The organism is Rhizobium sp. G21 (assembly GCF_014158035.1).
GTDB lineage: Bacteria > Pseudomonadota > Alphaproteobacteria > Rhizobiales > Rhizobiaceae > Rhizobium_E.
On the sequence record NZ_JACFXW010000001.1, the window covers coordinates 4242817 to 4264324 of the forward strand.

The 21508-nt window shown below is 62.3% G+C and carries 14 protein-coding genes and 4 pseudogenes; 13 read left to right on the top strand and 5 right to left on the bottom strand.

The features are described from left to right. Positions 1-14 precede the first annotated feature (14 nt). The 8 genes and pseudogenes from H2O14_RS21035 (at position 15) to H2O14_RS21070 (ending at position 10620) form a co-directional block, all read left to right on the top strand. Positions 15-917, top strand: a complete 903-nt coding sequence (locus H2O14_RS21035; RefSeq protein WP_182829189.1) for a carbohydrate ABC transporter permease — start codon at positions 15-17, stop codon at positions 915-917. After that, a pseudogene (locus H2O14_RS21040) lies at positions 895-1826 on the top strand (carbohydrate ABC transporter permease). The gene H2O14_RS21035 and the pseudogene H2O14_RS21040 overlap by 23 nt, the downstream one beginning before the upstream one ends. Before the next feature lie 4 nt (positions 1827-1830). Next, positions 1831-2913, top strand: a complete 1083-nt coding sequence (locus H2O14_RS21045) for an ABC transporter ATP-binding protein (protein WP_182829190.1) — start codon at positions 1831-1833, stop codon at positions 2911-2913. Positions 2914-3096: 183 nt separating this feature from the next. Beyond that, positions 3097-5535, top strand: coding sequence for a beta-mannosidase (locus H2O14_RS21050; protein ID WP_182829191.1), 2439 nt, complete (start codon positions 3097-3099; stop codon positions 5533-5535). Between the two features lie 146 nt (positions 5536-5681). After that, positions 5682-6441, top strand: a pseudogene (locus H2O14_RS21055) (sugar phosphate isomerase/epimerase family protein). Between the two features lie 13 nt (positions 6442-6454). Further along, on the top strand, positions 6455-7588 hold the full coding sequence (locus H2O14_RS21060) for a Gfo/Idh/MocA family protein (protein ID WP_182829192.1): 1134 nt from the start codon (positions 6455-6457) through the stop codon (positions 7586-7588). 162 nt (positions 7589-7750) lie between these two features. Then, positions 7751-8803 carry an L-glyceraldehyde 3-phosphate reductase gene (gene mgrA / locus H2O14_RS21065; RefSeq protein WP_182829193.1) on the top strand — a complete coding sequence of 351 codons (1053 nt, stop codon included), beginning with the start codon at positions 7751-7753 and terminating at the stop codon, positions 8801-8803. 202 nt (positions 8804-9005) lie between these two features. After that, positions 9006-10620: pseudogene (locus H2O14_RS21070) on the top strand (glycoside hydrolase family 43 protein). A gap of 57 nt (positions 10621-10677) precedes the next feature. Here the strand turns inward: H2O14_RS21070 and H2O14_RS21075 are convergent. The 5 genes and pseudogenes from H2O14_RS21075 to H2O14_RS21095 form a co-directional block, all read right to left on the bottom strand. Then, positions 10678-10917 (bottom strand): hypothetical protein, encoded by a 240-nt coding sequence (locus tag H2O14_RS21075; RefSeq protein WP_182829194.1) that lies wholly within the window; start codon positions 10915-10917, stop codon positions 10678-10680. A 180-nt stretch (positions 10918-11097) separates the two neighbouring features. Further along, entirely contained in the window at positions 11098-13005 is a 1908-nt protein-coding gene (locus H2O14_RS21080) for a tetratricopeptide repeat protein (RefSeq protein ID WP_182829195.1), read from the bottom strand. A gap of 61 nt (positions 13006-13066) precedes the next feature. Further along, positions 13067-13261, bottom strand: a complete 195-nt coding sequence (locus H2O14_RS21085; RefSeq protein ID WP_182829196.1) for a hypothetical protein — start codon at positions 13259-13261, stop codon at positions 13067-13069. Next, positions 13258-14473 (bottom strand): annotated as a pseudogene (locus H2O14_RS21090) (GTP-binding protein). Before H2O14_RS21090 ends, H2O14_RS21085 begins: the two are co-directional and overlap by 4 nt. A gap of 71 nt (positions 14474-14544) precedes the next feature. Beyond that, a complete protein-coding gene (locus H2O14_RS21095) occupies positions 14545-15606 on the bottom strand; it encodes a zinc ABC transporter substrate-binding protein (RefSeq protein WP_182829197.1) in 1062 nt (353 codons plus the stop codon). Positions 15607-15721: 115 nt separating this feature from the next. On the opposite strand from H2O14_RS21095, the gene H2O14_RS21100 reads away from it, so the two are divergent. From H2O14_RS21100 to H2O14_RS28560, 5 genes are all read left to right on the top strand, one after another. Continuing rightward, entirely contained in the window at positions 15722-16642 is a 921-nt protein-coding gene (locus H2O14_RS21100; RefSeq protein ID WP_182829198.1) for a metal ABC transporter ATP-binding protein, read from the top strand. Beyond that, a complete protein-coding gene (locus H2O14_RS21105) occupies positions 16635-17447 on the top strand; it encodes an iron chelate uptake ABC transporter family permease subunit (protein ID WP_182829199.1) in 813 nt (270 codons plus the stop codon). The genes H2O14_RS21100 and H2O14_RS21105 overlap by 8 nt, the downstream gene beginning before the upstream one ends. Next, positions 17447-17848, top strand: coding sequence for a Fur family transcriptional regulator (locus H2O14_RS21110; protein WP_409526965.1), 402 nt, complete (start codon positions 17447-17449; stop codon positions 17846-17848). Before H2O14_RS21105 ends, H2O14_RS21110 begins: the two co-directional genes overlap by 1 nt. A 572-nt stretch (positions 17849-18420) precedes the next feature. Continuing rightward, complete coding sequence (locus H2O14_RS28555) at positions 18421-21042, top strand: diguanylate cyclase domain-containing protein (RefSeq protein ID WP_182829201.1); 2622 nt, start codon at positions 18421-18423, stop codon at positions 21040-21042. Beyond that, complete coding sequence (locus tag H2O14_RS28560; protein ID WP_182829202.1) at positions 20994-21449, top strand: EAL domain-containing protein; 456 nt, start codon at positions 20994-20996, stop codon at positions 21447-21449. Before H2O14_RS28555 ends, H2O14_RS28560 begins: the two co-directional genes overlap by 49 nt. The last annotated feature ends 59 nt before the right edge of the window (positions 21450-21508 follow it).

The following is a 21508-nucleotide window of genomic DNA, read 5'->3' on the forward strand; positions in this document are numbered from 1 at the left end:
GGAGAGTTGTTCTGATGACGGGCCAAGCGCATGCCAGTCGACCCAGCAAACTGTTTCGCAATCTGAATTCCAAGATCGCTTCGATCCCGATGATCCTGACCGCCCTGGTGATTTTTCTGGGCGGCACGATCTGGACGGTCGTCTATTCCTTCACAAACTCCAAGCTGCTGCCGCGGCTGAAATTCGTGGGACTGGACCAGTATGAGCGGCTCTGGGATGCGCCGCGTTGGCAGATCTCGATCGAAAACCTCGCGATCTACGGCGTCCTGTCGCTGATCTTCAGTCTCGTGATCGGTTTCGTGCTGGCGGCGTTGATGGATCAGAAGATCCGTTTCGAAAACGCCTTCCGCACCATTTTCCTCTATCCTTTCGCTCTGTCCTTCATCGTGACCGGTCTGGTCTGGCAGTGGATCCTCAACCCGGAATTCGGGGTGCAGTCGATCGTGCGCAGCCTGGGTTGGGACACCTTCACCTTCAATCCGCTCTATGAGCCCGACATCGTCATCTACGGCATCCTGATCGCGGGTCTCTGGCAGGGAACGGGGCTGATCATGTGCCTGATGCTCGCCGGCCTGCGCGGCATCGACGAAGACATCTGGAAGGCGGCGCGCGTCGACGGCATTCCGATGTGGAAGACCTATGTGTTCATCATCATTCCGATGATGCGGCCCGTCTTCATCACCACGCTGGTCATCATCACGTCCGGCATCGTCCGCCTCTACGATCTCGTCGTCGCCCAGACGTCGGGTGGTCCCGGCATCGCCTCGGAAGTGCCGGCGAAATATGTCTACGACTACATGTTCCAGGCGCAGAATCTCGGCCAAGGCTTCGCCGCATCGACCATGATGCTGCTCACCGTCGCCATCATCATCATTCCCTGGGCCTATCTCGAATTTGGAGGAAAGAAGCGTGTCTGACACCGCCATCACCGCTCGCTCCGCCGCCTCCGCAGAACCGCGCGGGCCCAAGCCGCGACGCGCTCTCTCGCGCCGCAACATCATCCTCTACGGGCTTCTGATCTTCGCCGCCGTCTACTATCTGCTGCCGCTCTACGTGATGTTCGTCACGTCGCTGAAGGGCATGCCCGAGATCCGGCTCGGCAACATCTTCTCGCCGCCGGTGGAAATCACCTTCGAACCCTGGGTCAAGGCCTGGGCCACCGCCTGCACGGGGCTGAATTGCGACGGCCTGTCGCGCGGCTTCTGGAACTCAGTGCGCATCACCGTGCCGTCGACGGTGATCTCGATCCTGATCGCCTCGATCAACGGTTACGCGCTCGCCAATTGGCGCTTCAAGGGTTCGGAAGTGTTCTTCACGATCCTGATCGTCGGGGCCTTCATCCCCTATCAGGTGATGATCTATCCGATCGTCATCGTGCTCCGGGAGATGGGCGTCTACGGCACGTTGACGGGTCTGGTGATCGTGCACACCATCTTCGGCATGCCGATCCTGACGCTGCTCTTCCGCAATTACTTCACGTCCTTGCCGGAGGAACTGTTCAAGGCGGCGCGCATCGACGGCGCCGGCTTCTGGCAGATCTATTTCCGCATCATGGCGCCGATGTCGTTGCCGATCTTCGTGGTCGCGATGATCCTGCAGATCACCGGCATCTGGAACGACTTCCTGTTCGGCGTCGTCTTCACCCGGCCGGAATATTACCCGATGACGGTTCAGCTCAACAACATCTCAATTCGGTGCAGGGCGTGAAGGAATACAATGTCAACATGGCCGCCACGCTGCTGACCGGCGCGGTGCCGCTGATCGTCTACTTCGTCTCCGGGCGTCTGTTCGTGCGCGGCATCGCCGCCGGCGCAGTCAAGGGATAAACTCATGAAAAGCGTAGAAGTCAAAGACCTGACCCTTGCATTCGGCGCGGTGAAAGTTCTCGATCACCTCAATATCGACATCGAAGACGGCGAGTTCCTGGTGTTGCTCGGCGCCTCCGGCAGCGGCAAGTCGACCTTGCTCAACTGCATCGCCGGTCTGCTCGAGCCCACCGACGGGCAGATCTTCATCAAGGGCAAGAACGTCACCTGGCTCGAGCCCAAGGATCGCGGCATCGGCATGGTGTTCCAGTCCTATGCGCTTTATCCGCAGATGACGGTGCGCAAGAACCTGTCCTTCGGCCTGCAGATCGCGGGTATGGCGCAGGCGGAAATCGACAAACGCGTCGCCCGCGCCGCCGAAATCCTGCAGATCCAGCCGCTGCTCGATCGCAAGCCGGCCCAACTCTCCGGCGGGCAGCGCCAGCGTGTCGCCATCGGCCGAGCTCTGGTGCGCGACGTCGATGTCTTCCTGTTCGACGAGCCCTTGTCGAACCTGGACGCCAAGCTGCGTTCCGAACTGCGCGTGGAGATCAAGCGGCTGCACCAGGCGCTCAAGAACACGATGATCTATGTCACCCATGACCAGATCGAGGCGCTGACGCTCGCCGACCGCATCGCGATCATGAAGGACGGTATCATCGTGCAGCTCGACGACCCCATGACCATCTACAACCGGCCCAAGAACCTGTTCGTAGCCGGTTTCATCGGTTCCCCGGCGATGACGTTCCTCAAGGGCGTGATCGAGGCGGGTGAGGGCGGTCCCGTCGTCAATGTCGATGGCGTTCGCATCCCGCTCGATGGATACGAAACCGAGGCGGCTCTGCCGGCTGGCCGGAAGGTCGTTCTCGGCCTGCGTCCGGAATATATCGGCGTCGATGACGCTTCTGCGGGACAATCTTTCGACGCGGTCGTGGATATCGAGGAACCGATGGGCGCCGACAATCTGCTCTGGCTGAAGTTCGCCGGCCACACCATGTCCGTCCGCATTGCAGGCTCGCGCCGCTATGCGGCCGGGACGCATCTGAAGCTGTCCTTCAACATGGCGCTCGCATCGCTGTTCGATGCGGAGAGTGAGTTGAGGATCTGACGGGCAGCAGCCGAGCCGCCGCTCATCCGGCTGCCGCCACCTTCTCCCCGCAGTCGGGGAGCACGGCGATGGGGCAGGGATGGCGCTCCAACCTCCTTTTCCCCGTGGTCACGAGGAAAAGGTCCCGGCAGGGGGATGAGGGGCGGAGTTCGCCCTATCCGGCCATTTCAAAGGAATGAACGCATGACCCATCTGATCGATTTGTCCGGCTCCTGGTCTCTGGCCGCCGAGGGGCAGCCAGAGGGGTTGACCATCGCGCTGCCCGGCGATGTCCATTCGGCGCTCCAGGCGCAGGATATCATTCCCGATCCCTATTTCGGCAAGAATGAAGAACTGGTGCAGTGGGTCGCCCGTAAGGATTGGACCGTGTCGCGCCGGTTCGACCTGCCGATGGGCGTGGTCGAGGGCGACTGGTATCTCGATCTCGACTATGTCGACACGGTCGCCACGATCCGCGTCAACGGCGTTGTCGTCGCCCGCACCGACAATTGCTTCCGCCGCTACCGCCCCGACGTGACGGGAGCGCTGAGACCAGGCGCCAACGAAATCGCGATCACGCTGCATTCGCCAGTCGCCGAAGGCAAGAAGATCTACGACACGCAGCCCTTCGAAGTGCCGTGGAGCGCCAATTGCCCGATCCCCTACGGCAATATGCTGCGCAAGCCGCAATGCCATTTCGGCTGGGACTGGAATATCGCGCTCGCGCCTTCCGGTCTCTACGGCACGATGGCGCTCAAGAAGATCGAGACGGCGCGGATCGAGCATGTCACCGTGTCCCAGAAGCACAAGAAGGATGGGAGTGTCGAGCTCGACGTGGCCGTGACGCTCTACGCGCGCGATCCGGGAACCGCGCCTGTCCAATTCGAACTCGACGGATGGTCCTTGAGCCGCGATTGCGGCGTCAGCGCGGGCGAAACCGTGCTGCATCATGTCTTTGTCGTGGAAAAGCCGAGGCTCTGGCAGCCGGCGGGTTCCGGCGCGCAGGAACTCTACACGCTCAAAGTCTCGGTCGGCGAGGAGACGGTCGTCAAGTCGATCGGCTTGCGCACCGTCGAACTTTTGACCGATCCGGACGAGGCGGGCAGCCGCTTCGCCTTCCGCGTCAACGGACAGGAGGTGTTCTGCAAGGGCGCCAACTGGATTCCGGCCGATGCGCTGTTCTCCCGCATGAGCCCGGAGAAGACCGAGGCGCTGCTGCAATCCGCCGTCGACGCCAATATGAACATGATCCGCATCTGGGGCGGCGGTTTCTACGAGCATGACTGGTTCTACGACATCTGCGACCGGCTGGGGCTGATGGTGTGGCAGGACTTCATGTTCGCCTGCAATCTCTATCCCTCGACGCCCGCGTTTCTCGACAATGTCGCCCATGAAGTCGATTATCAGGTCAAGCGGCTGGGGCATCACGCCTCTATCGTTCTCTGGTGCGGCGACAACGAGTTGGTCGGCGCGCTCACCTGGTTCGACTGCTCGCGCAAGGATCGCGACCGCTATCTCGTCGCCTATGACCGGCTCAACCGCACCATCGAGACGGCGATGCAGAAGGCTGCGCCCGACCTGATCTGGTGGCCGTCGAGCCCGTCATGCGGCTATTTGAATTTCGGCGACGCCTGGCATGCCGACGGCGCGGGCGACATGCATTTCTGGTCGGTCTGGCACGAGAACAAGTCCTTCGACCACTACCGCACGGTCAAGCCGCGCTTCTGCTCGGAATTCGGCTTCCAGTCCTATACGTCGAACCTCTTGATCAATCAGTTCGCCGACAAGAAGGACGTCAACATCGCCTCGCCGGTGATGGAGGTGCATCAGAAAAATCCCGGCGGCAACGAGCGGATCGCGGGCACGATGTTCCGCTATTTCCGCTTTCCCAAGGACTTCGCCAATTTCGTCTATCTCAGCCAGATCCAGCAGGGCCTGGCGATCAAGACGGCGGTGGATTACTGGCGTTCGCTCAAGCCGCATTGCATGGGCACGATCATCTGGCAGCTCAACGACACATGGCCGGTGGCCTCCTGGGCGAGCCTCGATTACGGCGGCAACTGGAAGGCCATGCATTACCAGGCGCGGCGTTTCTTCGAGCCGGTGACGATGGTCGCCATTCCCTCGGCGGATGGCGCCGAGATCGAGATGCGCATGGTCAACGACCTCACCGACAATATCGAGATTTCTGCAGACTTCTACACCGTCGATCTCACCGGCGCCCGTCACCCGCTTCGGTCCGCCAAAGCAACCTGCCGCCCCGACAAGGCGATGACGCTGGAGACGATCGCGGCGACGGAGATTCCGGCGGACCATTTGCTGTTCTGGGATTTCCGCACCTCCGCCGGCAATGAAGGGCGCGGTCACCATGTGGTGACGACCTACAAGGCGCTGGATCTCGCGCCGGCGGGTCTGATCCACGACGTCAGACCGGCGGGCGAGGGGCGCTGGCATATTTCGCTCCATGCGGCGGGGCTGGCGCTGTTCGTGATGCTGGAGGCGGATGTCGCCGGCCGGTTCTCCGACAACGCCTTCGACTTGCTTTCGGGAGAAAGCCGCACCATCACCTTCACCGCGGAGGATTCGTCGGCGACGCCGCGTTTCGTGGTGCGGGACCTCGAATCCTGTCAGGCGGTGGAGTGAAGATTTGATGTTGCGCGCTGTGCGCAACGCCGGCGACAAGCACGAGACAACTTGAGCGGTTCGGCGGGCAAAGACTCCTGACCGCCGCACCAAAAAGCTTTCGGGCGCACCCGATTTCCGCCTTCGGGCGATCAATGGAGGAAACCATGACAAACGTCTCTTTTCAGCTCTACAGCGCGCGCAATTTTCCGCCGCTCTCGGATATCTTCAAGCTGTTGGGTTCGCTCGGCTATAAGGAAGTCGAAGGTTTCGGCGGCATTTACGGGCCGATGGACACTGACGCCGTCAAGGCGCTGAAGGCGGATCTTGACGTCAATGGCCTGACGATGGCGACCGGCCATTTCGGCCTCGACCAGCTCGAAAACGAGACGAGCCGCATGCTCGACATCGCCCGCACGCTGGGGATGGACGCCGTTTATTGCCCCTTTGTGATGCCCGACGACCGGCCCACGGATGCGGAAGGCTGGACGGCCTTCGGCGCGCGGCTCGAAAAGGCCGGCAAACCGTTCCGTGACGCCGGCTTCGATTTCGGCTGGCACAATCACGATTTCGAATTTGTCGCTCTGTCGGACGGCTCGTTGCCGCATGACCGGATTTTTGAGGGCGGCCCGTCGCTCTCCTGGGAAATGGACGTCGCCTGGGTGGTGCGCGGGCGCCGATCCCCTGAAGTTCATCGACGCCTATAAGGACCGCATCACGTCCGCCCATATCAAGGACATCGCGCCGGCAGGCGAGAATGCCGACGAAGGCGGCTGGGCCGATGTCGGCCACGGCACGGTGGACTGGCCGGCGCTCTGGACGGCGCTGAAGGCCACCAAGGCGCGCCATTTCGTCGTCGAGCACGACAACCCCTCCGACATCACCCGTTGCGCGACGCGCTCCATCCAGACCATCCAATCCTTCTGAGGACGAGAAAACCATGACCAAGGAATATGGCGTTGGCGTCATCGGCTGCGGAAATATTTCCGAAGCCTATTTCCGCCTGATCCCGATGTTCAACAATCTCAAGGTCGTCGCCTGCGCCGACCTGCATATGGCCGCGGCCCAGGCGAAAGCCGAGCAGTTCGGCATCCTGGCCCAGGATGTCGACGCGCTGCTCGCCAATCCCGATGTGGATGTGGTCGTCAACCTGACCATCCCGGAAGCGCATTATCCGGTGTCGAAGAAGGCGCTCGAAGCCGGCAAGCATGTCTATTCGGAAAAGCCCTTCGTGCTCTCGATCGAGCAGGGCGAGGATCTTCGCCGCATCGCCGATGAAAAGGGCCTGCGCGTGGGTTCCGCGCCCGACACCTATCTCGGCGGCGCGCACCAGTTCGCCCGCAACCTGATCGACAGCGGCAAACTCGGCAAGATCATGTCCGGCACCTGCCATGTGCTCGGGCCCGGCATGGAAATGTGGCATCCGAATCCGGACTTCTTCTTCCAGCCGGGCGGCGGCCCGATCCTCGACATGGGTCCCTATTACGTCAACAATCTCGTCAATCTCATCGGCCCGGTGAAGCGCGTCGTGGCGCTGGCCAACAAGGCCAAGGAAGAGCGCACCATCACCAATGGTCCGCGCAACGGCGAGAATGTGCCGGTGATCGTCGCCACCAATATTCATGCCGTGCTGGAATTCGCTTCCGGCGCGCAAGTTGCGCTGATGGCGAGCTGGGACGTCTGGGCGCATCGCCACCAGAATATGGAGCTCTATGGCACCGACGGCGCGATCTTCGTGCCCGACCCCAACTTCTTCGGCGGCAAGGTCGAAGTGGCGGGCACCGACCGCGAGCCGAAGGACGTGGAGGTCTGGGACCACCCGATGACCGCCAAGAACTACGAGTTCGCCTGGGGCACGCAGGCCAATTACCGCGGCGTCGGCCTGTCGGACATGATGGCGAGCATTGCCACCGGCGGCGATTATCGCTGCTCGCTCGACCGCTCGCTGCACACGATCGACGTGCTCACCTCGATCCTCAAAAGCGCGGAAGAGGGCAAGGCGGTCGATATCCGCACCACCTGCACCCAGCCGGCCGCCTTCGGCATCGACGAAGCAAAAGCGCTTCTGCGCTGAGGCGTGCGCCTTTCGTCTCCCCGGTCCGCCGGGGAGACCTCGACGCCGGGCGTTCGAGACGCTGCTTTTGAGGTACGTGAGGCAAACTCGCCAATTGCCGCTTGCCTCTGCAAAGCCATGAAGGGCATAGTCCCGCCGCACAAGAAGAATGGAGGATTCCCCATGGCATGGCGCCCCGCAGACAATCGCTATGAAAAGATGAAATACAACCGCGTCGGCAAGAGCGGCCTGAAGCTGCCGGCGATTTCGCTCGGCCTGTGGCACAATTTCGGCCATGACGCCAAGCACCAAACCAAGCTGGAGATCTGCCGCACCGCCTTCGATCTCGGCATCACCCATTTCGATCTCGCCAACAATTACGGCCCGCCTCCGGGCAGCGCCGAGGAAGCCTTTGGCGAGATCCTGCGCACCGACTTCAAAGGCTATCGCGACGAGCTGATCATCTCGTCCAAGGCCGGTTACCTGATGTGGCCCGGTCCCTATGGCGAATGGGGCAGCCGCAAATATGTCATCGCCTCCTGCGATCAGAGCCTGAAGCGGATGGGCCTCGACTATGTCGACATCTTCTATTCCCATCGCTTCGATCCCGACACGCCGCTCGAGGAAACCTGCGGCGCGCTCGATCATATCGTCCGCTCGGGCCGAGCGCTTTATGTCGGCATTTCCTCCTACAACACCAAGCGCACCCGCGAGGCGCACAAGATCCTTCAGGATCTCGGCACGCCCTGCATCATCCACCAGCCCAGCTATTCGATGATCAATCGCTGGATCGAGGAAGACGGACTGGTCGACGCCTGGGAAGAGCTCGGCATGGGCTCGATCGTGTTCTCGCCGCTCGCCCAGGGCATGCTGACGTCGAAATATCTGAACGGCATTCCGGAAGGCGCCCGCGCGAGCCTGGACAAGTCGCTCAATCCCGACTTCCTCAACGAGAAGAATGTCGAGAACATCCGCGCGCTCAACCGCATCGCCGAAAAGCGCGGCCAGACGCTGGCGCAGATGGCGATCGCCTGGGTGTTGCGAGGCGGTCGGGTGACATCGGCGCTGATCGGCGCGTCGCGCGCGAGCCAGGTGGAGGATTGCGTCAAGGCGATCGACAATCTCGATTTCACGGCGGAAGAACTCGCCGAGATCGACGTCTACGCCAAGGAGGCCGACATCAACATCTGGGCGGCCTCCGCCGAGCGCAACGGCCCGGCGCGGAAGAAGAAGTAAGAGAGGTTTGAAGCCGGCCGGTTGCAGCCCCTCATCCGGCTGCCGCCACCTTCTCCCCGCTTGCGGGGAGAAGGGCGATGGAGCGCCGTCCTTGCCACATCGTCCTTCTCCCCGCTTGCGCGGGGAGAAGGTCCCGGCAGGGGGATGAGGGGCGTCCCTCCGGCGGATGATATTACCGAGAATTTTCGAGGAGGAGACCATCATGATCCGCAACCCCATCCTGCCGGGCTTCAATCCGGATCCCTCCATCGTCCGGGTCGGCGAGGATTATTACATCGCCACCTCCACCTTCGAATGGTATCCCGGCGTGCAGATCCATCATTCGCGCGATCTCGCCAATTGGGAGCTGGTCTGCCGGCCGCTCAATCGCAAGAGCCAGCTCGACATGCGCGGCAATCCGGACAGCTGTGGCGTCTGGGCGCCGTGTCTGTCCTATGCCGACGGACTGTTCTGGCTCGTCTACACCGATGTGAAGCGCTTCGACGGCTCGTTCAAGGATGCCCATAACTATATCGTCACCGCGCCGTCGATCGAGGGGCCGTGGTCCGATCCCGTCTATGTCAATTCCTCGGGCTTCGATCCCTCGCTGTTTCATGATGACGACGGGCGGAAGTGGTTTCTGCAGATGCTGTGGAACCACCGTCCGGAGGCGCACAACACGATCGGCGGCAACAGCCATTTCGACGGCATTCTCTGCCAGGAATATGACGCGGCGGCGGGCAAGCTGATCGGACCGACCTGCAACATCTTCGGCGGCACCGAGCTCGGCCTCGTCGAGGGCGCGCATATCTTCAAGAAGAACGGCTTTTACTACATCACCGCCGCCGAAGGCGGCACGGGCTATGAGCACGCCATCGCATTCGCTCGCGCCGAACAGGTGCTCGGCCCCTATGAATTGCATCCCGACCAATATCTGCTGACCTCGAAGGATGCGCCTGATGCTCCTTTGCAGCGCGCTGGCCATGGCCAATATGTCGAGACGCCCGAAGGCGACGCCTATTGCGTGCATCTCACCGGCCGTCCCTTGCCGCCGCTCCGGCGCTGTACGCTGGGCCGGGAAACTGCGATCCAAAGATGCGTCTGGGGCGAGGATGGATGGCTCAGGCTCGCCCATGGCGGCCTCGCGCCAGCTGTCGAGGTCGAGGCGCCGGGGGGGCGCCATGCAGCGGCCCGAGCCGGAGCGCGTCGAGGCGGAATTCGACAGCGTCGATCTGCCCAGGGAATTCCAGTGGCTGCGGACGCCGGAGCCGGACAGGCTGTTTTCGCTCACCGCCCGCGCCAGCCATCTCCGTCTTTACGGCCGGGAGAGCATCGGCTCCTGGTTCGAGTTTTCACTCGTGGCGCGCCGGCAGGAGCATCACCGCTTCCGCGCCGAGACGATCATCGAGTTCGATCCGCAGACCTATCAGCAGGTCGCGGGCCTTACCCATTACTACAACCGCTACAAGTTCCATGCGCTGGCGGTGACCTGGCATGAGACGCTCGGGCGCTGCATCACCATCCAGTCCTGCCCCGGCGATTATCCCGGCGGACGGCTGACCTTCCCGGTGGGCTCCGGCGAGGCGTTGCCGGCGGGCCGCATCCGCCTGGCCGCCGACGTGCGCGACAATGCCCTGCAATTCTCGTGGAGGGCGGAGGGCGAGGACGCCTGGCGCCCGATCGGCCCGGTTCTCGACGCCGGCGTGGTGTCCGACGAGGGCGGCGCCGGCGAACACGGCTCCTTCACCGGCGCTTTCGTCGGCATGTTCGCCTATGACATCACCGGCGGCGCCATGGCGGCGGATTTCGACCGTTTCAGCTATCGGCGCCAATCGTAAGGGCAAGCAAAAACCCGGCCGCGCGAGCAGCCGGGTTCTTTGTGATATCGAATTCGATCAGTTTGCGAAGCGAATGCCGGCGCGAACTTCCTGGATCGCCAGGCTGATCAGCGAACGAGCCTTCATCTTGTGACCACCCTTGTTGTCGGCCGCCTTGGCGAGGAAGGCGTCGGCAGCCATCAGATGATCCAGCGCGCTCTTCATGTTGGGCTGAGCGGCGATGGCGGTGACGCTGGCGCCGGTTGCAATGCCGATGGCCATGGAGATGGCGACGATCGTCGGAGTCTTGAGTTTCATGGACGTTCCTTTCCCTCTAAAATGCCCCTTTGCCACAGCAGCATTCGCAACACGAGGCGCGAGCCGCTGCGTGACGTCGAGAAGTCGATGTGTACGCGAGAACAAAGTCCGAGACCGAATCCAGTCGCGGAACTGAGGCGACGTTACGGTTGGCGCGGGCGCTTCGTCAACCCGGATAGCCTATGAGTTTCCCGACGTTTCAAAATAGATCGAGATGGATGGGATCGAGGTTTTGCCGCGCCCGTTCCGCCGCAAGCGCATAGGCTTTTTCGAGACCGACGCAGAAGCGCTCCGCATTGAACAAAGGCGCCGTTTCGCGGCTCGACGCCAGGTGTCGACGCACAGCGGAGAGATGGTCGGGGACCGGGCGAGGCGCACGGCCTGGGCCACGAAGGCCGCGCTGTCGGCCGCCACGAAATCCGGCAGTCCGACGGCGTTCAAAAGACTTTCGGAGACGCGAGAAGCGAAGTTCGAGCCCTTTTTGGTCAAGGTCGGGACCCCGGCCCAGAGCATGTCGGACGTGGTCGTATGGCCGTTATAGGGGAACGTGTCGAGATGCAGGTCGGCAGCGGCGGCGCGGGCGAGATGAGCTTCGTAATCGGCGGTCGCGGCGAAGATCAACCGGTCGCGCGCGACGCCTTCCTTCTCCATTCGCGCAGCGAAATTCTCGCGCATCAGCGGAGCTTCGAGGAGCGTCCAGAGACGGCTTTCGGGCGTGTCGCGTAAGATCTCGGCCCAGAGTTTCAGCGTCTCGAGCGTGATCTTGCGGTTGGCGTTGAAGCTCGCGAACAGGAAGCGGTCATCAGGCAGGCCCAGCGTCGCTCGGTCGATCCGCGCGGGAAGGGGGCGTGTTCGCGCGTCGTTCGGCTGATAACTGTCGGGCAGGCGTATGAACTTCTCGTGGTAATGCGGCCTTGCGCTGTCCGGCAGTACGAAACGGTCGCCGATCACATAATCCAGGTCGATCATCTGGGTGGAGCCGGGATAGCCGAGCCAGGCGACGTGAACCGGCGCGATCGGATGATTGAGCACATGGCTGCGCGAGCCGCCGGTGTGCCCCTTGAGATCGACGAGAATGTCGACGCCGTCGTCGCGCATGCGCTGGGCGATCTCGCTGTCGCTGAGAGCGCCGACGCTGACGATCCGGCCCCATTGGGAGCGGCCGCCGTCGTCGCGGCGGATCAGCTCCTCGGGTGTGTAGCAATAGAGCGTCACGTCGAAACGGCGGCGGTCGTGGCGCTCCAGCACCTCGCGCATCAACCGCATCGTTGCGTGCGTGCTGCTGAAATCGTTGGAGAAATAGCCGATGCGCAGGCGCGCGCCCCAACTGTGCGCCATGGCGCGACGGGCAGCGGTGCGGTCGGCGGAACAGCCGGGCCCGAGGGTCGGGCGATTGGCGGCAAGCCGGTTCAGTCTCTCGTCGGCGCAATGCAGAAGATTGGCGTAGGGCGTCTCGCCGTCATGAGCAGCGGCGTCGCCGAGGCGCGTTCGTCGCTCTTGCATCCGGCGCTCCTGCGCCTCGATCGTGTCGTAGTCGCAGAATTCGCGCGCCACCGCCATCAGCTTGGCCTGGGCGATGTCGTCGTCGGGCCTAAGCGCCGCCAGTTTCTTGAACAAGGGCAGCGTGAAGGGATTGCGGATTTCACCGGCGATCAGCTCGGCGGCGAGATTGAGGTGGTCGGGATTGTCGCTGGCCGTCAACCGGTTCTTGAACAGGCCGAGCAGTTCGCGCTCGCCGCGGGCGTGAAATTCACGCGCGAGCAGATAAATGATGTCCGGATCGCCGTCATGGATTTTTTGCGCCTTGATCGCCGCCGCCAGCGCCTGGTCGGGGTCCCCGGCCCGGTCATGGGCGAAAGCGGCTTTCTTCCAGTATGGGAAGGCGTTTGCGCCCGCGGCGTTGGCGGCCGTTTCGAAGGCGCCGGCGGCGTCGCGGGTCATGGCGGCGGCGCTTAGGGCGTCGCCGAACAGGCCGATCATGTCCGCGCCGGCGTCGCCTTGCGAGAGCGCATCGTTGATCAGGCGGAACGCCGTGTCGAGGTCGCCCGCGTCCAACGCGGCGCGGGCGGGTGTAAGCCGGTCTTGCATAATCGGGGCGCTCCCTACGAATCGAGAGATTATGCAGGATCGTGGCTGGCGCGGAGGTCGCTCAGACCATGCGCTTCAAGGTCTGGATGACTATTTCTCCGCGATCCCTGAACATCAAGGCTCCCGCTTCGCCCGGCGGAACGACTGAAGCACCCTGCCAATCGGGCTCATGGGGCCGTAATGTGGGTTTGATGATCTTGCCGTCGCCATCGACCTCGAAGCAGTGATAGCGGCGGCGGGGTCTCTCTTCGCTCATGCCGCCTTCGCGCTCCAGTCCGGGAAGGGATCGGCGAGATCGCGCCAGCGCTCCGGGCGGAAGTCGGTTTCGGGAGCAAGGCAGGCGTCGAGTTCGGCGCGGATGGCCGCTTCGTTCATCGGATCGGCGCCGATGAACACCATCTCCTGCCGACGGTCGCCCCAGACCGGATCGAAGCGGTCATAGATCGCCGAGCGGCTGGCCTGATCGGTCGGCCAGCGCTCCTGCGGCACGGCCGCCCACCACAGGCCGATCTTCTGTGTCCGGACGATCGCGCCGGCATGGCTGAGTTCGCCGACATAATGCGGTCGCGTCGCCAGCCAGAAGAAACCCTTGGCGCGCACCACGCCCGGCCAGGAGCGGTCGATGAAAGCCTTGAACTTGGCGGGATCGAAGGGCCGGAGTGCCCGATAGACGAAGGAGCGCACGCCGTATTCGTCGGTTTCCGGCGTGTGCTCGGCATAGCCGTAGAGTTCCTTGTACCAGAGCGGATGGGTATGGGCCTTGTCGAAATCGAAGCGGCCCGAGCCGAGGATCTCGGTGGGATCGACGCGGGCGAAATCGGTTTCGATGATGCGGGCGTCGGGATTGAGCGCGGCGACGATCTTGCGCGCCGCGTCGAGATCGGCGGGGTTGGCGTCGGAGACCTTGTTGATGATCACCACGTCGGCGAATTCTATCTGCTCGACCAGCAGGTCCACCAACAAGCGCGCATCGCCTTCGCCGGCGGTCTCGCCGCGATCGGCGAGAAAGTCGTCGGAGGCGTAGTCCTTCAAGAGCGAGGCGGCGTCGACAACCGTCGCCATCGTGTCGAGACGGGCGAGTTCGGACAGGCTGAAGCCCGCCTCGTCGCGAAATTCGAAGGTGGCGGCGACCGGCAACGGCTCCGAAATGCCGGAGCTCTCGATCAACAGATAGTCGAAGCTTTTCGCGGGCGAGGCGGCTGACTTCGTTGAGCAGATCGTCGCGCAGCGTGCAACAGATGCAGCCATTGGTCATTTCGACCAATTGCTCATCGGTGGAGAGATCGGCGCCGCCTTCGCGAATGAGTTCGGCGTCGATGTTCACCTCGCTCATGTCGTTGACGATGACCGCGACCTTCAGCCCCTGGCGATTGTTGAGCACGTGGTTCATCAGGGTCGTCTTGCCGGCGCCGAGGAAGCCTGAGAGGACGGTGACCGGGAGACGCTGATCTGCGATTTCAATTTTCATAATGTTATACCATTACATGCAGTTGTCTGGAAAAGGCGGGCGCACCGGCCCGCCTCGGTTGTCCGGCCTCGTCACCTGGCGGCGAGGCAATCCTTGAGGGAGCGGGCGATGCCGAGCATGAGATCGCCGTAGAGCGCTTCGCCCTTCTCATAGGAACCACCCTCGGGATCGAGAACGCCGCTCTTGGCGTCGGCGCCTTCCAGCACGACCCGCACCAGCTTCGGTTCGAATTGCGGCTCTGCAAAGACGCAGGTGGAGCCGAGTTCGGCCACTTTCGCCCGGATCTGTTTCAGGCGCGCCGCGCCCGGCATCGTCTCGGGAGAAACCGTGATCGATCCAGCGACTTTCACGCCGAATTCCTTTTCGAAATACTGGTAGGCGTCGTGGAACACGATGAAAGGTTTATCCTTGACGGGAGCGACCTCCGCCTTGATTTCAGCCGAAAGCGCATCGAGGCTGGCGTTGAGATCGGCGAGGTTCTTCTCATAGGTCTGGGTGTGTTCGGGATCGGCCAGGACGAGAGTCTTGGTCATCGCCGCCGCCATCAGCTTGGCGTTGCCGGTGTTGAGCCAGAGATGCAGGTCGACTTCTTCGCCATGATCGTGCTCATGGGTTTCAGCGGCATGGTCATGGCCTTCATGCGTTTCCCCGGCATGATCGTGGTCATGGCCGGCGTCCGGCTTTTCGTCGGCGTCATGGTGATGGTCGCCGTCTTCATGACCGGCTTTGTCGTGTTCATGACCTTCCTCGCCATGGTCATGGGCCTCGAAAGCGCCGCCTTCGCGGGTGTGCAGCTTCAACAAGCCTTCGACCTGGTCGAGTTCGAGGATGCGCGCCTTGCCGCCGAGCGCCTCCAGCGGTTTCTCCATAAACTTCTCCATGTCGTGGCCGACCCAGAAGATCACATCCGCTTCCTGCAGCCGGGATGCGTCGGAAGGCTTCATCTGGTAGGTATGCGGAGAGGCGACGCCATCCACGAGCAATTCCGGTTCGCCGACGCCCTTCATCAGCGAGGCGGCCAGCGAGTGAATCGGTTTGATCGTCACGACCACTTTCGGCGCGGCCTGTGCGGCCAAGGCGGAAAACGCCAGAAGCGAAACGGAAGCGAAGGCGGTGGCGAGCGTGAAACGCATGGGAGATCCTTTTTATGCGTTACGGCTGGATAATTGCCGTAATGTTATTACATAAATTGCGTTACGCTATAACGTATGACATAACCGCTGCCAAGTCCCGACTCTGGAAAATTCTATGCTCGACAGAAATCCGCAACCTGATCAATTGGTTGGTCTCGATGGCGCCGGCGTTTCGCGCAATGGCCGCTGGCTGGTGCGCGGCGTCAGCTTCGCGGTGCGCAAAAGCGAGATCGTTACGCTGATCGGGCCCAATGGTTCTGGAAAGTCCACATCGGCGCGCATGGCGTTGGGGCTGATCAAGCCTGACGAGGGCAAGGTGTCGCAGCGTCATGGTCTCAGGGTCGGCTATGTGCCGCAGAAGATGAGCATCGATCGCACCATGCCGCTGACCGTCGAGCGGCTGATGACGCTGACGGGTCCGTTGCCTCGCCGTGATATCGCCGATGCGCTCGCCGAGACCGGCGTTTCGCATCTCGCCAAGGCCGAGGTGCAGCATCTCTCGGGCGGCGAATTCCAGCGCGCGCTGCTCGCCCGCGCCATCGCCCGCCGACCCGATCTTCTCGTCCTCGACGAGCCGGTGCAGGGCGTCGACTTCTCGGGCGAAATCGCGCTCTACGAATTGATCGGCGAGATCCGCGACCGTATCGGCTGCGGCGTGCTGCTGATCTCGCATGATCTTCATGTGGTGATGGCGGCGACCGACACGGTGATCTGCCTCAACGGCCATGTCTGCTGCACCGGAACGCCGCAGACCGTGTCGCAGAGTCCTGAATATCAGCGGCTGTTCGGCCAGCGGGGCGCCGGGGCGCTGGCTATCTACGCCCACCATCACGACCACACCCATCTGCCGGATGGGCGGGTGCTGCATGACGACGGCTCGGTGACCGACCATTGCCATCCTGACGACGGCCATCACCACGATCATGACGACGAGGTCGATCATGACCATGAACATGGCCCTGATTGCGGCTGCGGCCATGAGCGCAACCGGCTGGTTATGCCCAGGGCCATGACTTCGGGAGGCCGCGATGCTTGACGACTTCTTCATTCGAGCGCTGATCGGCGGCACAGGGCTGGCTTTGACCACGGGTCCCCTCGGCTGCTTCATCGTCTGGCGGCGCATGGCTTATTTCGGCGACACGATGGCGCATTCGGCGCTTCTCGGCGTGGCGTTGTCGCTGCTGTTCAATCTCAACATCATGATCGCGGTCTTCGTGGTCGCTGCGGCGGTGTCGTTGCTGCTGCTGCTGTTGCAGAAAGTGCAGTCGCTGTCGGCGGATTCGCTGCTCGGCATTCTCTCGCACGCCTCGCTGTCGGTCGGGCTGGTCATCCTCGCCTTCATGTCCTGGGTGCGCGTCGATCTCGTCAGCTTCCTGTTCGGCGATATTCTGGCCATCGGCGAGGGCGATATCGACCTGATCTGGGGCGGCGGCATTCTGGTGCTGCTGACGCTGGTTTATCTCTGGCGGCCGCTGGTCGCCTCCACCGTCTCGGAGGATCTGGCCGAGGCCGAGGGGTTGCAGCCGAAAAAGGCGCGGCTGATCTTCATGCTCCTTTTGGCGGTGGTGATCGCCATCGCCATGAAGATCGTGGGCATTCTGCTGATCACCTCGCTTCTCATCATTCCAGCCGCCGCCGCCCGTCGCTTTTCGACATCGCCGGAGATCATGGCGGCGTTGTCGGCGCTGATCGGCGTCGTCGCCGTATGGGGCGGACTTTATGGATCACTGCAATTCGACACGCCGTCGGGGCCGTCTATTGTGGTGGCGGCGCTGGCGCTGTTCGTCGTCAGCCTGCTTCCGCTCGGACGCGGCCGGCTGGCCGAGGAAGGTAGAACATGATGAAACCGGAACAGACTCTCACCAAGAACCAGGCGCTGGTGCTTGGGGCGTTGAACGGCGCGGCTGCGCCGCTGAGCGCCTACGACATTCTCGACCGGCTGCGCGGCGACGGCTTTCGTGCGCCGCTGCAGGTGTATCGCGCGCTCGAAAAGCTCGTCGAGCAGCGTCTCGTGCATCGTCTGGAAAGTCTGAACGCCTTCGTCGCCTGTGCGCATCCGCATGATCACCACGATCATCATCACGGCGTCATCGCTTTCGCGATCTGCGAGACCTGCGGGCAGGTGAGCGAATTTCACGACCACACGATCGAGGGCCAACTCAAGCAATGGCAGGCGGCCACCCAGTTCAAGGCCGAAAAGACCACGATCGAAATTCGCGGCGCCTGCAAGAACTGCGTTTGATTGCGCCGAAACCCAGCCCGCCCCGTCAGCCCGAGGTCGCCATCGAGCCCGTCCGCGGGGTGACATTGCCGCTCGACGTCCGCCAGGCGCCGTCGGGTAGTGCCTGCCATCTGACGAGAATGACGCTCGTCGATATGCGGCTGCGCCGGTTTCCCGGCGGGGCATACAGCGTTTCTGGTTGAGAGTGGGGGCGGCAGGACGTGTCGATTCTTTCACCGAGCCGCTGCTGGCGCCGATAGTGGTCGCGGCGGCCATGAGTCCGTCGTCCGTGTCCATTCCGGCAGCGAACGACGAGGCGACGAATGTCCCAAAATAGAACATTAACACAAATTCAATCTTCAGGCACCGAGTCGCGGCCGTGATGCAGCCTGAACGAGCCACGGATTTTAACCATCGATCTCTTTATTCATACGGCGGTTTTGCGGTCGCGCCGGATGAGGATGGGAAGATTAGCGCACTCTACGATAGATTTGACTTACTCGAAATCGCGTGAAAGTTTTCTCTCCGCTTAATTCATTTTCAAGTAGTGGCGCATAGGATGCCGCTACGTGAGAGATGAGGATGCGCGGTTGATGAAACGCTCTTTTGGGAAGAGGTTTCTGAATATTTCCCTGGAGTCGAACATACGCTTTCGCAAGAAGGTGCTGTTCGGCGTCGGCCTGAGTGTGATCGCCTCGCTCGCCGGCGGCGTCAACGCCGTCTACAACATCAACAAGGTCGAGGACGCGGTGAAGTTTTCGTCCGCCGCAGCGTCTCCCTTGCTGATCGGCGTGATTTCTCTTTCTGAGAGCTATCAGAAGCTTCAAAGCGTGTTCGACCCGGTGATGAAGAATTGCGCGGGGCTGGAAGGCGCCGAGCGCTATCTCAAGCAGTCCTCGGAAAACCAGACTCGCAAGCTGAAATTCCTGACCGCCATGGCGGAGCAGGCCGACGCTGCGCAGGAATTGCGGCGCTACGAATTTTCCGGCTCGAAGATCTTCAAGACGCGCAGCGCGCTGCTCGACGTCTGTCATCGCGTCACCTCCGCGAAGGCGCGGGTCGCCGTCGGTGAGAATACGTTGCGAAGCGTCGTCAACCTGATCGAGGTCGAAGTCTCGAGCGAGATCATGGAGATCGAAAAGGCGGCGGTGCAAAAGGCGGAAGCCGGTCTGAGCTATGACGACGCGGTTCGCAATCCCGCCGTCGGCCCAATCCAGACGTCGCCCGCGCCCCGCAGGACTCCCGGCGCCCTGCGCAACTTCTACAAGCTCAAGATTCTGGCGATCGAGCTGGACGGCTTGAACACGAAATTCGCCAATGCGCCGCGGCTCTACGATCTTCAGCGACTTCGGAAGGCCTATTGGGGTCGGCTGGAAGCGATCGGACGCATCCTGGCCGAGGCGAAAGTTCATTTCGATCGCGTCCAGAGAGCTGATGAATATGTCCGCCTGCAGGCGCTGGTCGACGAGGCCAAGAGGATCTCGCACACGGCCCCGCAGTCCATCTTCAATGCGCAAACCAGCGTGGTGCAGAACGAAACCGCCAAACAGGCGCTGGTCTCTCGTCTCGAACGCGAGCAGGGCCAATATTCGGTGGCGCTGCTCAACATCATGGACGTCGCGCAACGCATCAACCGCAATGCGCAACTGCGCACCGAACGGCAGTCGATTTCCGCATCCTGGGAAATCGCCATCAGCGTTTTCCTGAGCGCGACCCTGCTGTTGTTGACCGGCATGTATTTCCGCAGGGCCGTCACCGAACCGCTCGAAGCGTTGACGGCAGACGTCAGCGAACTCGCGAAAAACGAGAATTTCGACGACGATCCGATCGATCCGGCGCTTCTGGCGCGCGCCGACGAAATCGGCGATCTCGCGAAACAGTTCTCCTCCACCTTCCAGGCGCTGGGCAAGGCGCGCAGCCAGTTGCAGGAGGCGAGCCGGCAGGAATTGTCGATCCAGCGAGACCGTCTCTACGGCGCGGTCGAAAACATGCCTCAGGCGCTGTTCATGCTCGATCGCGATGGCAAGATCATCGTCGCCAACCGCCGCCTCTACCAGTTCTATCTGAAAGACGAGGAGATCGATCTCGTCGGCATGCCCGTCGGCGACTTCATCGCGATCTGCCGTCGCAACGGCGTCGGCATCAAGCGAACTCTGTCCGACGACGTGTTCGGCGAGGAGGAGGCTCGCGGCGAGGGCTATCAGCATTCCCAACGCATGGTCGAGCTCGAGGACGGGCGCATCATGACCATGACGGTGACGCGACTCCCCGACGGCGGCCATGTGGTCACGCATGAAGACATTACCGAAAAGCAGGCGGCGCAGCAGAAAATCACCCATATGGCGTTGCATGACGCGCTGACCAATCTCGCCAATCGCACGCTGTTTCGCAGCCATGTCATGGCGCAGAAACTCGACGCCGCCGATGCTCGGGATGCGGCGCTGCTCTATCTCGATCTCGATCGCTTCAAGATCGTCAACGACACGCTGGGGCACCCGGTGGGCGACGTCCTCCTCGTCCAGGTGGCGGAGAGATTGCGCGGCGCTCTCGGCGGCGGCTGTTTCGCCGCCCGGCTCGGCGGCGACGAATTCGCCATTCTGCAGACCGGGGTGGCCCAGCCCGAGGGTGCGCTCGCCTTGGCCGAACGGATCATCGGCGTCATCAATGCGCCCTTCGACATCGAAGGTCATCACATCGTCATCGGAACATCGGTCGGCATCGCGCTCGCGCCTCGCGACGGCGTGGATGCCGATGAGCTCGCGAAAAACGCCGATCTAGCGCTCTATTGCGCAAAGCAGGAAGGGCGGGGCAAGCATCGCTTCTTCGAGCCCGACATGGACCGCAGGATGCGCGACTGGCGCGAGATGGAGCATGATCTGCGCGAGGCGATCAACGCCCGCCAGTTCGAACTGCATTATCAGCCTCTGGTGATGCTGCAGGGAGAAAAGGTCGTCGGCTTCGAGGCGCTGGCGCGCTGGAAACATCCTCGCCGCGGCTTCGTGTCTCCGGCCGAGTTCATTCCGGTCGCCGAAGAGACCGGCATGATCTGCGAACTCGGAGCCTGGATTCTGGAGGCGGCGTGCGAGATGGCGACGCGCTGGCCCGACGACGTGGTGGTGGCCGTCAACATTTCCCCCTGCAGTTCGACGCCGGCGATCTTCCGGCCGTGGTCGCCGCAGCGCTCGACCGCGCCGGCCTGGCGCCCAGCCGGCTGATGCTCGAAATCACCGAAGGCGTGTTCCTCAACGACACCGACAGCACCATGGCGGTGCTCAACGAACTCAAGGCGCTGGGCGTCGCCTTCGCCATGGACGATTTCGGCACCGGTTATTCGTCGCTCAGCTATATTCGCAAGTTTCCGTTCCAAAAGATCAAGATCGACCAGAGTTTCGTGCGCGGCATGGACGCCGATCCGGAATCGATCGCCATCATCAGGGCCGTCACCAATCTCTGCCGCGATCTCGGCATGATGACGACGGCCGAGGGCGTCGAGACGGCCGAACAGGCGGCGATGCTGCGCTCGATCGGCTGCGAGATGGCGCAGGGTTATTTCTTCGGCCGGCCGACGCCGGGCGAAGCGACCTTCGGTCTCGTGGAGCCGGACAAGCGCAAGATCGCCTGAACCGGTTCAGAGCGGGCGAAGGCTTTTCGAAAAGCGTTTCCAGTTCTCGACATAGCTGT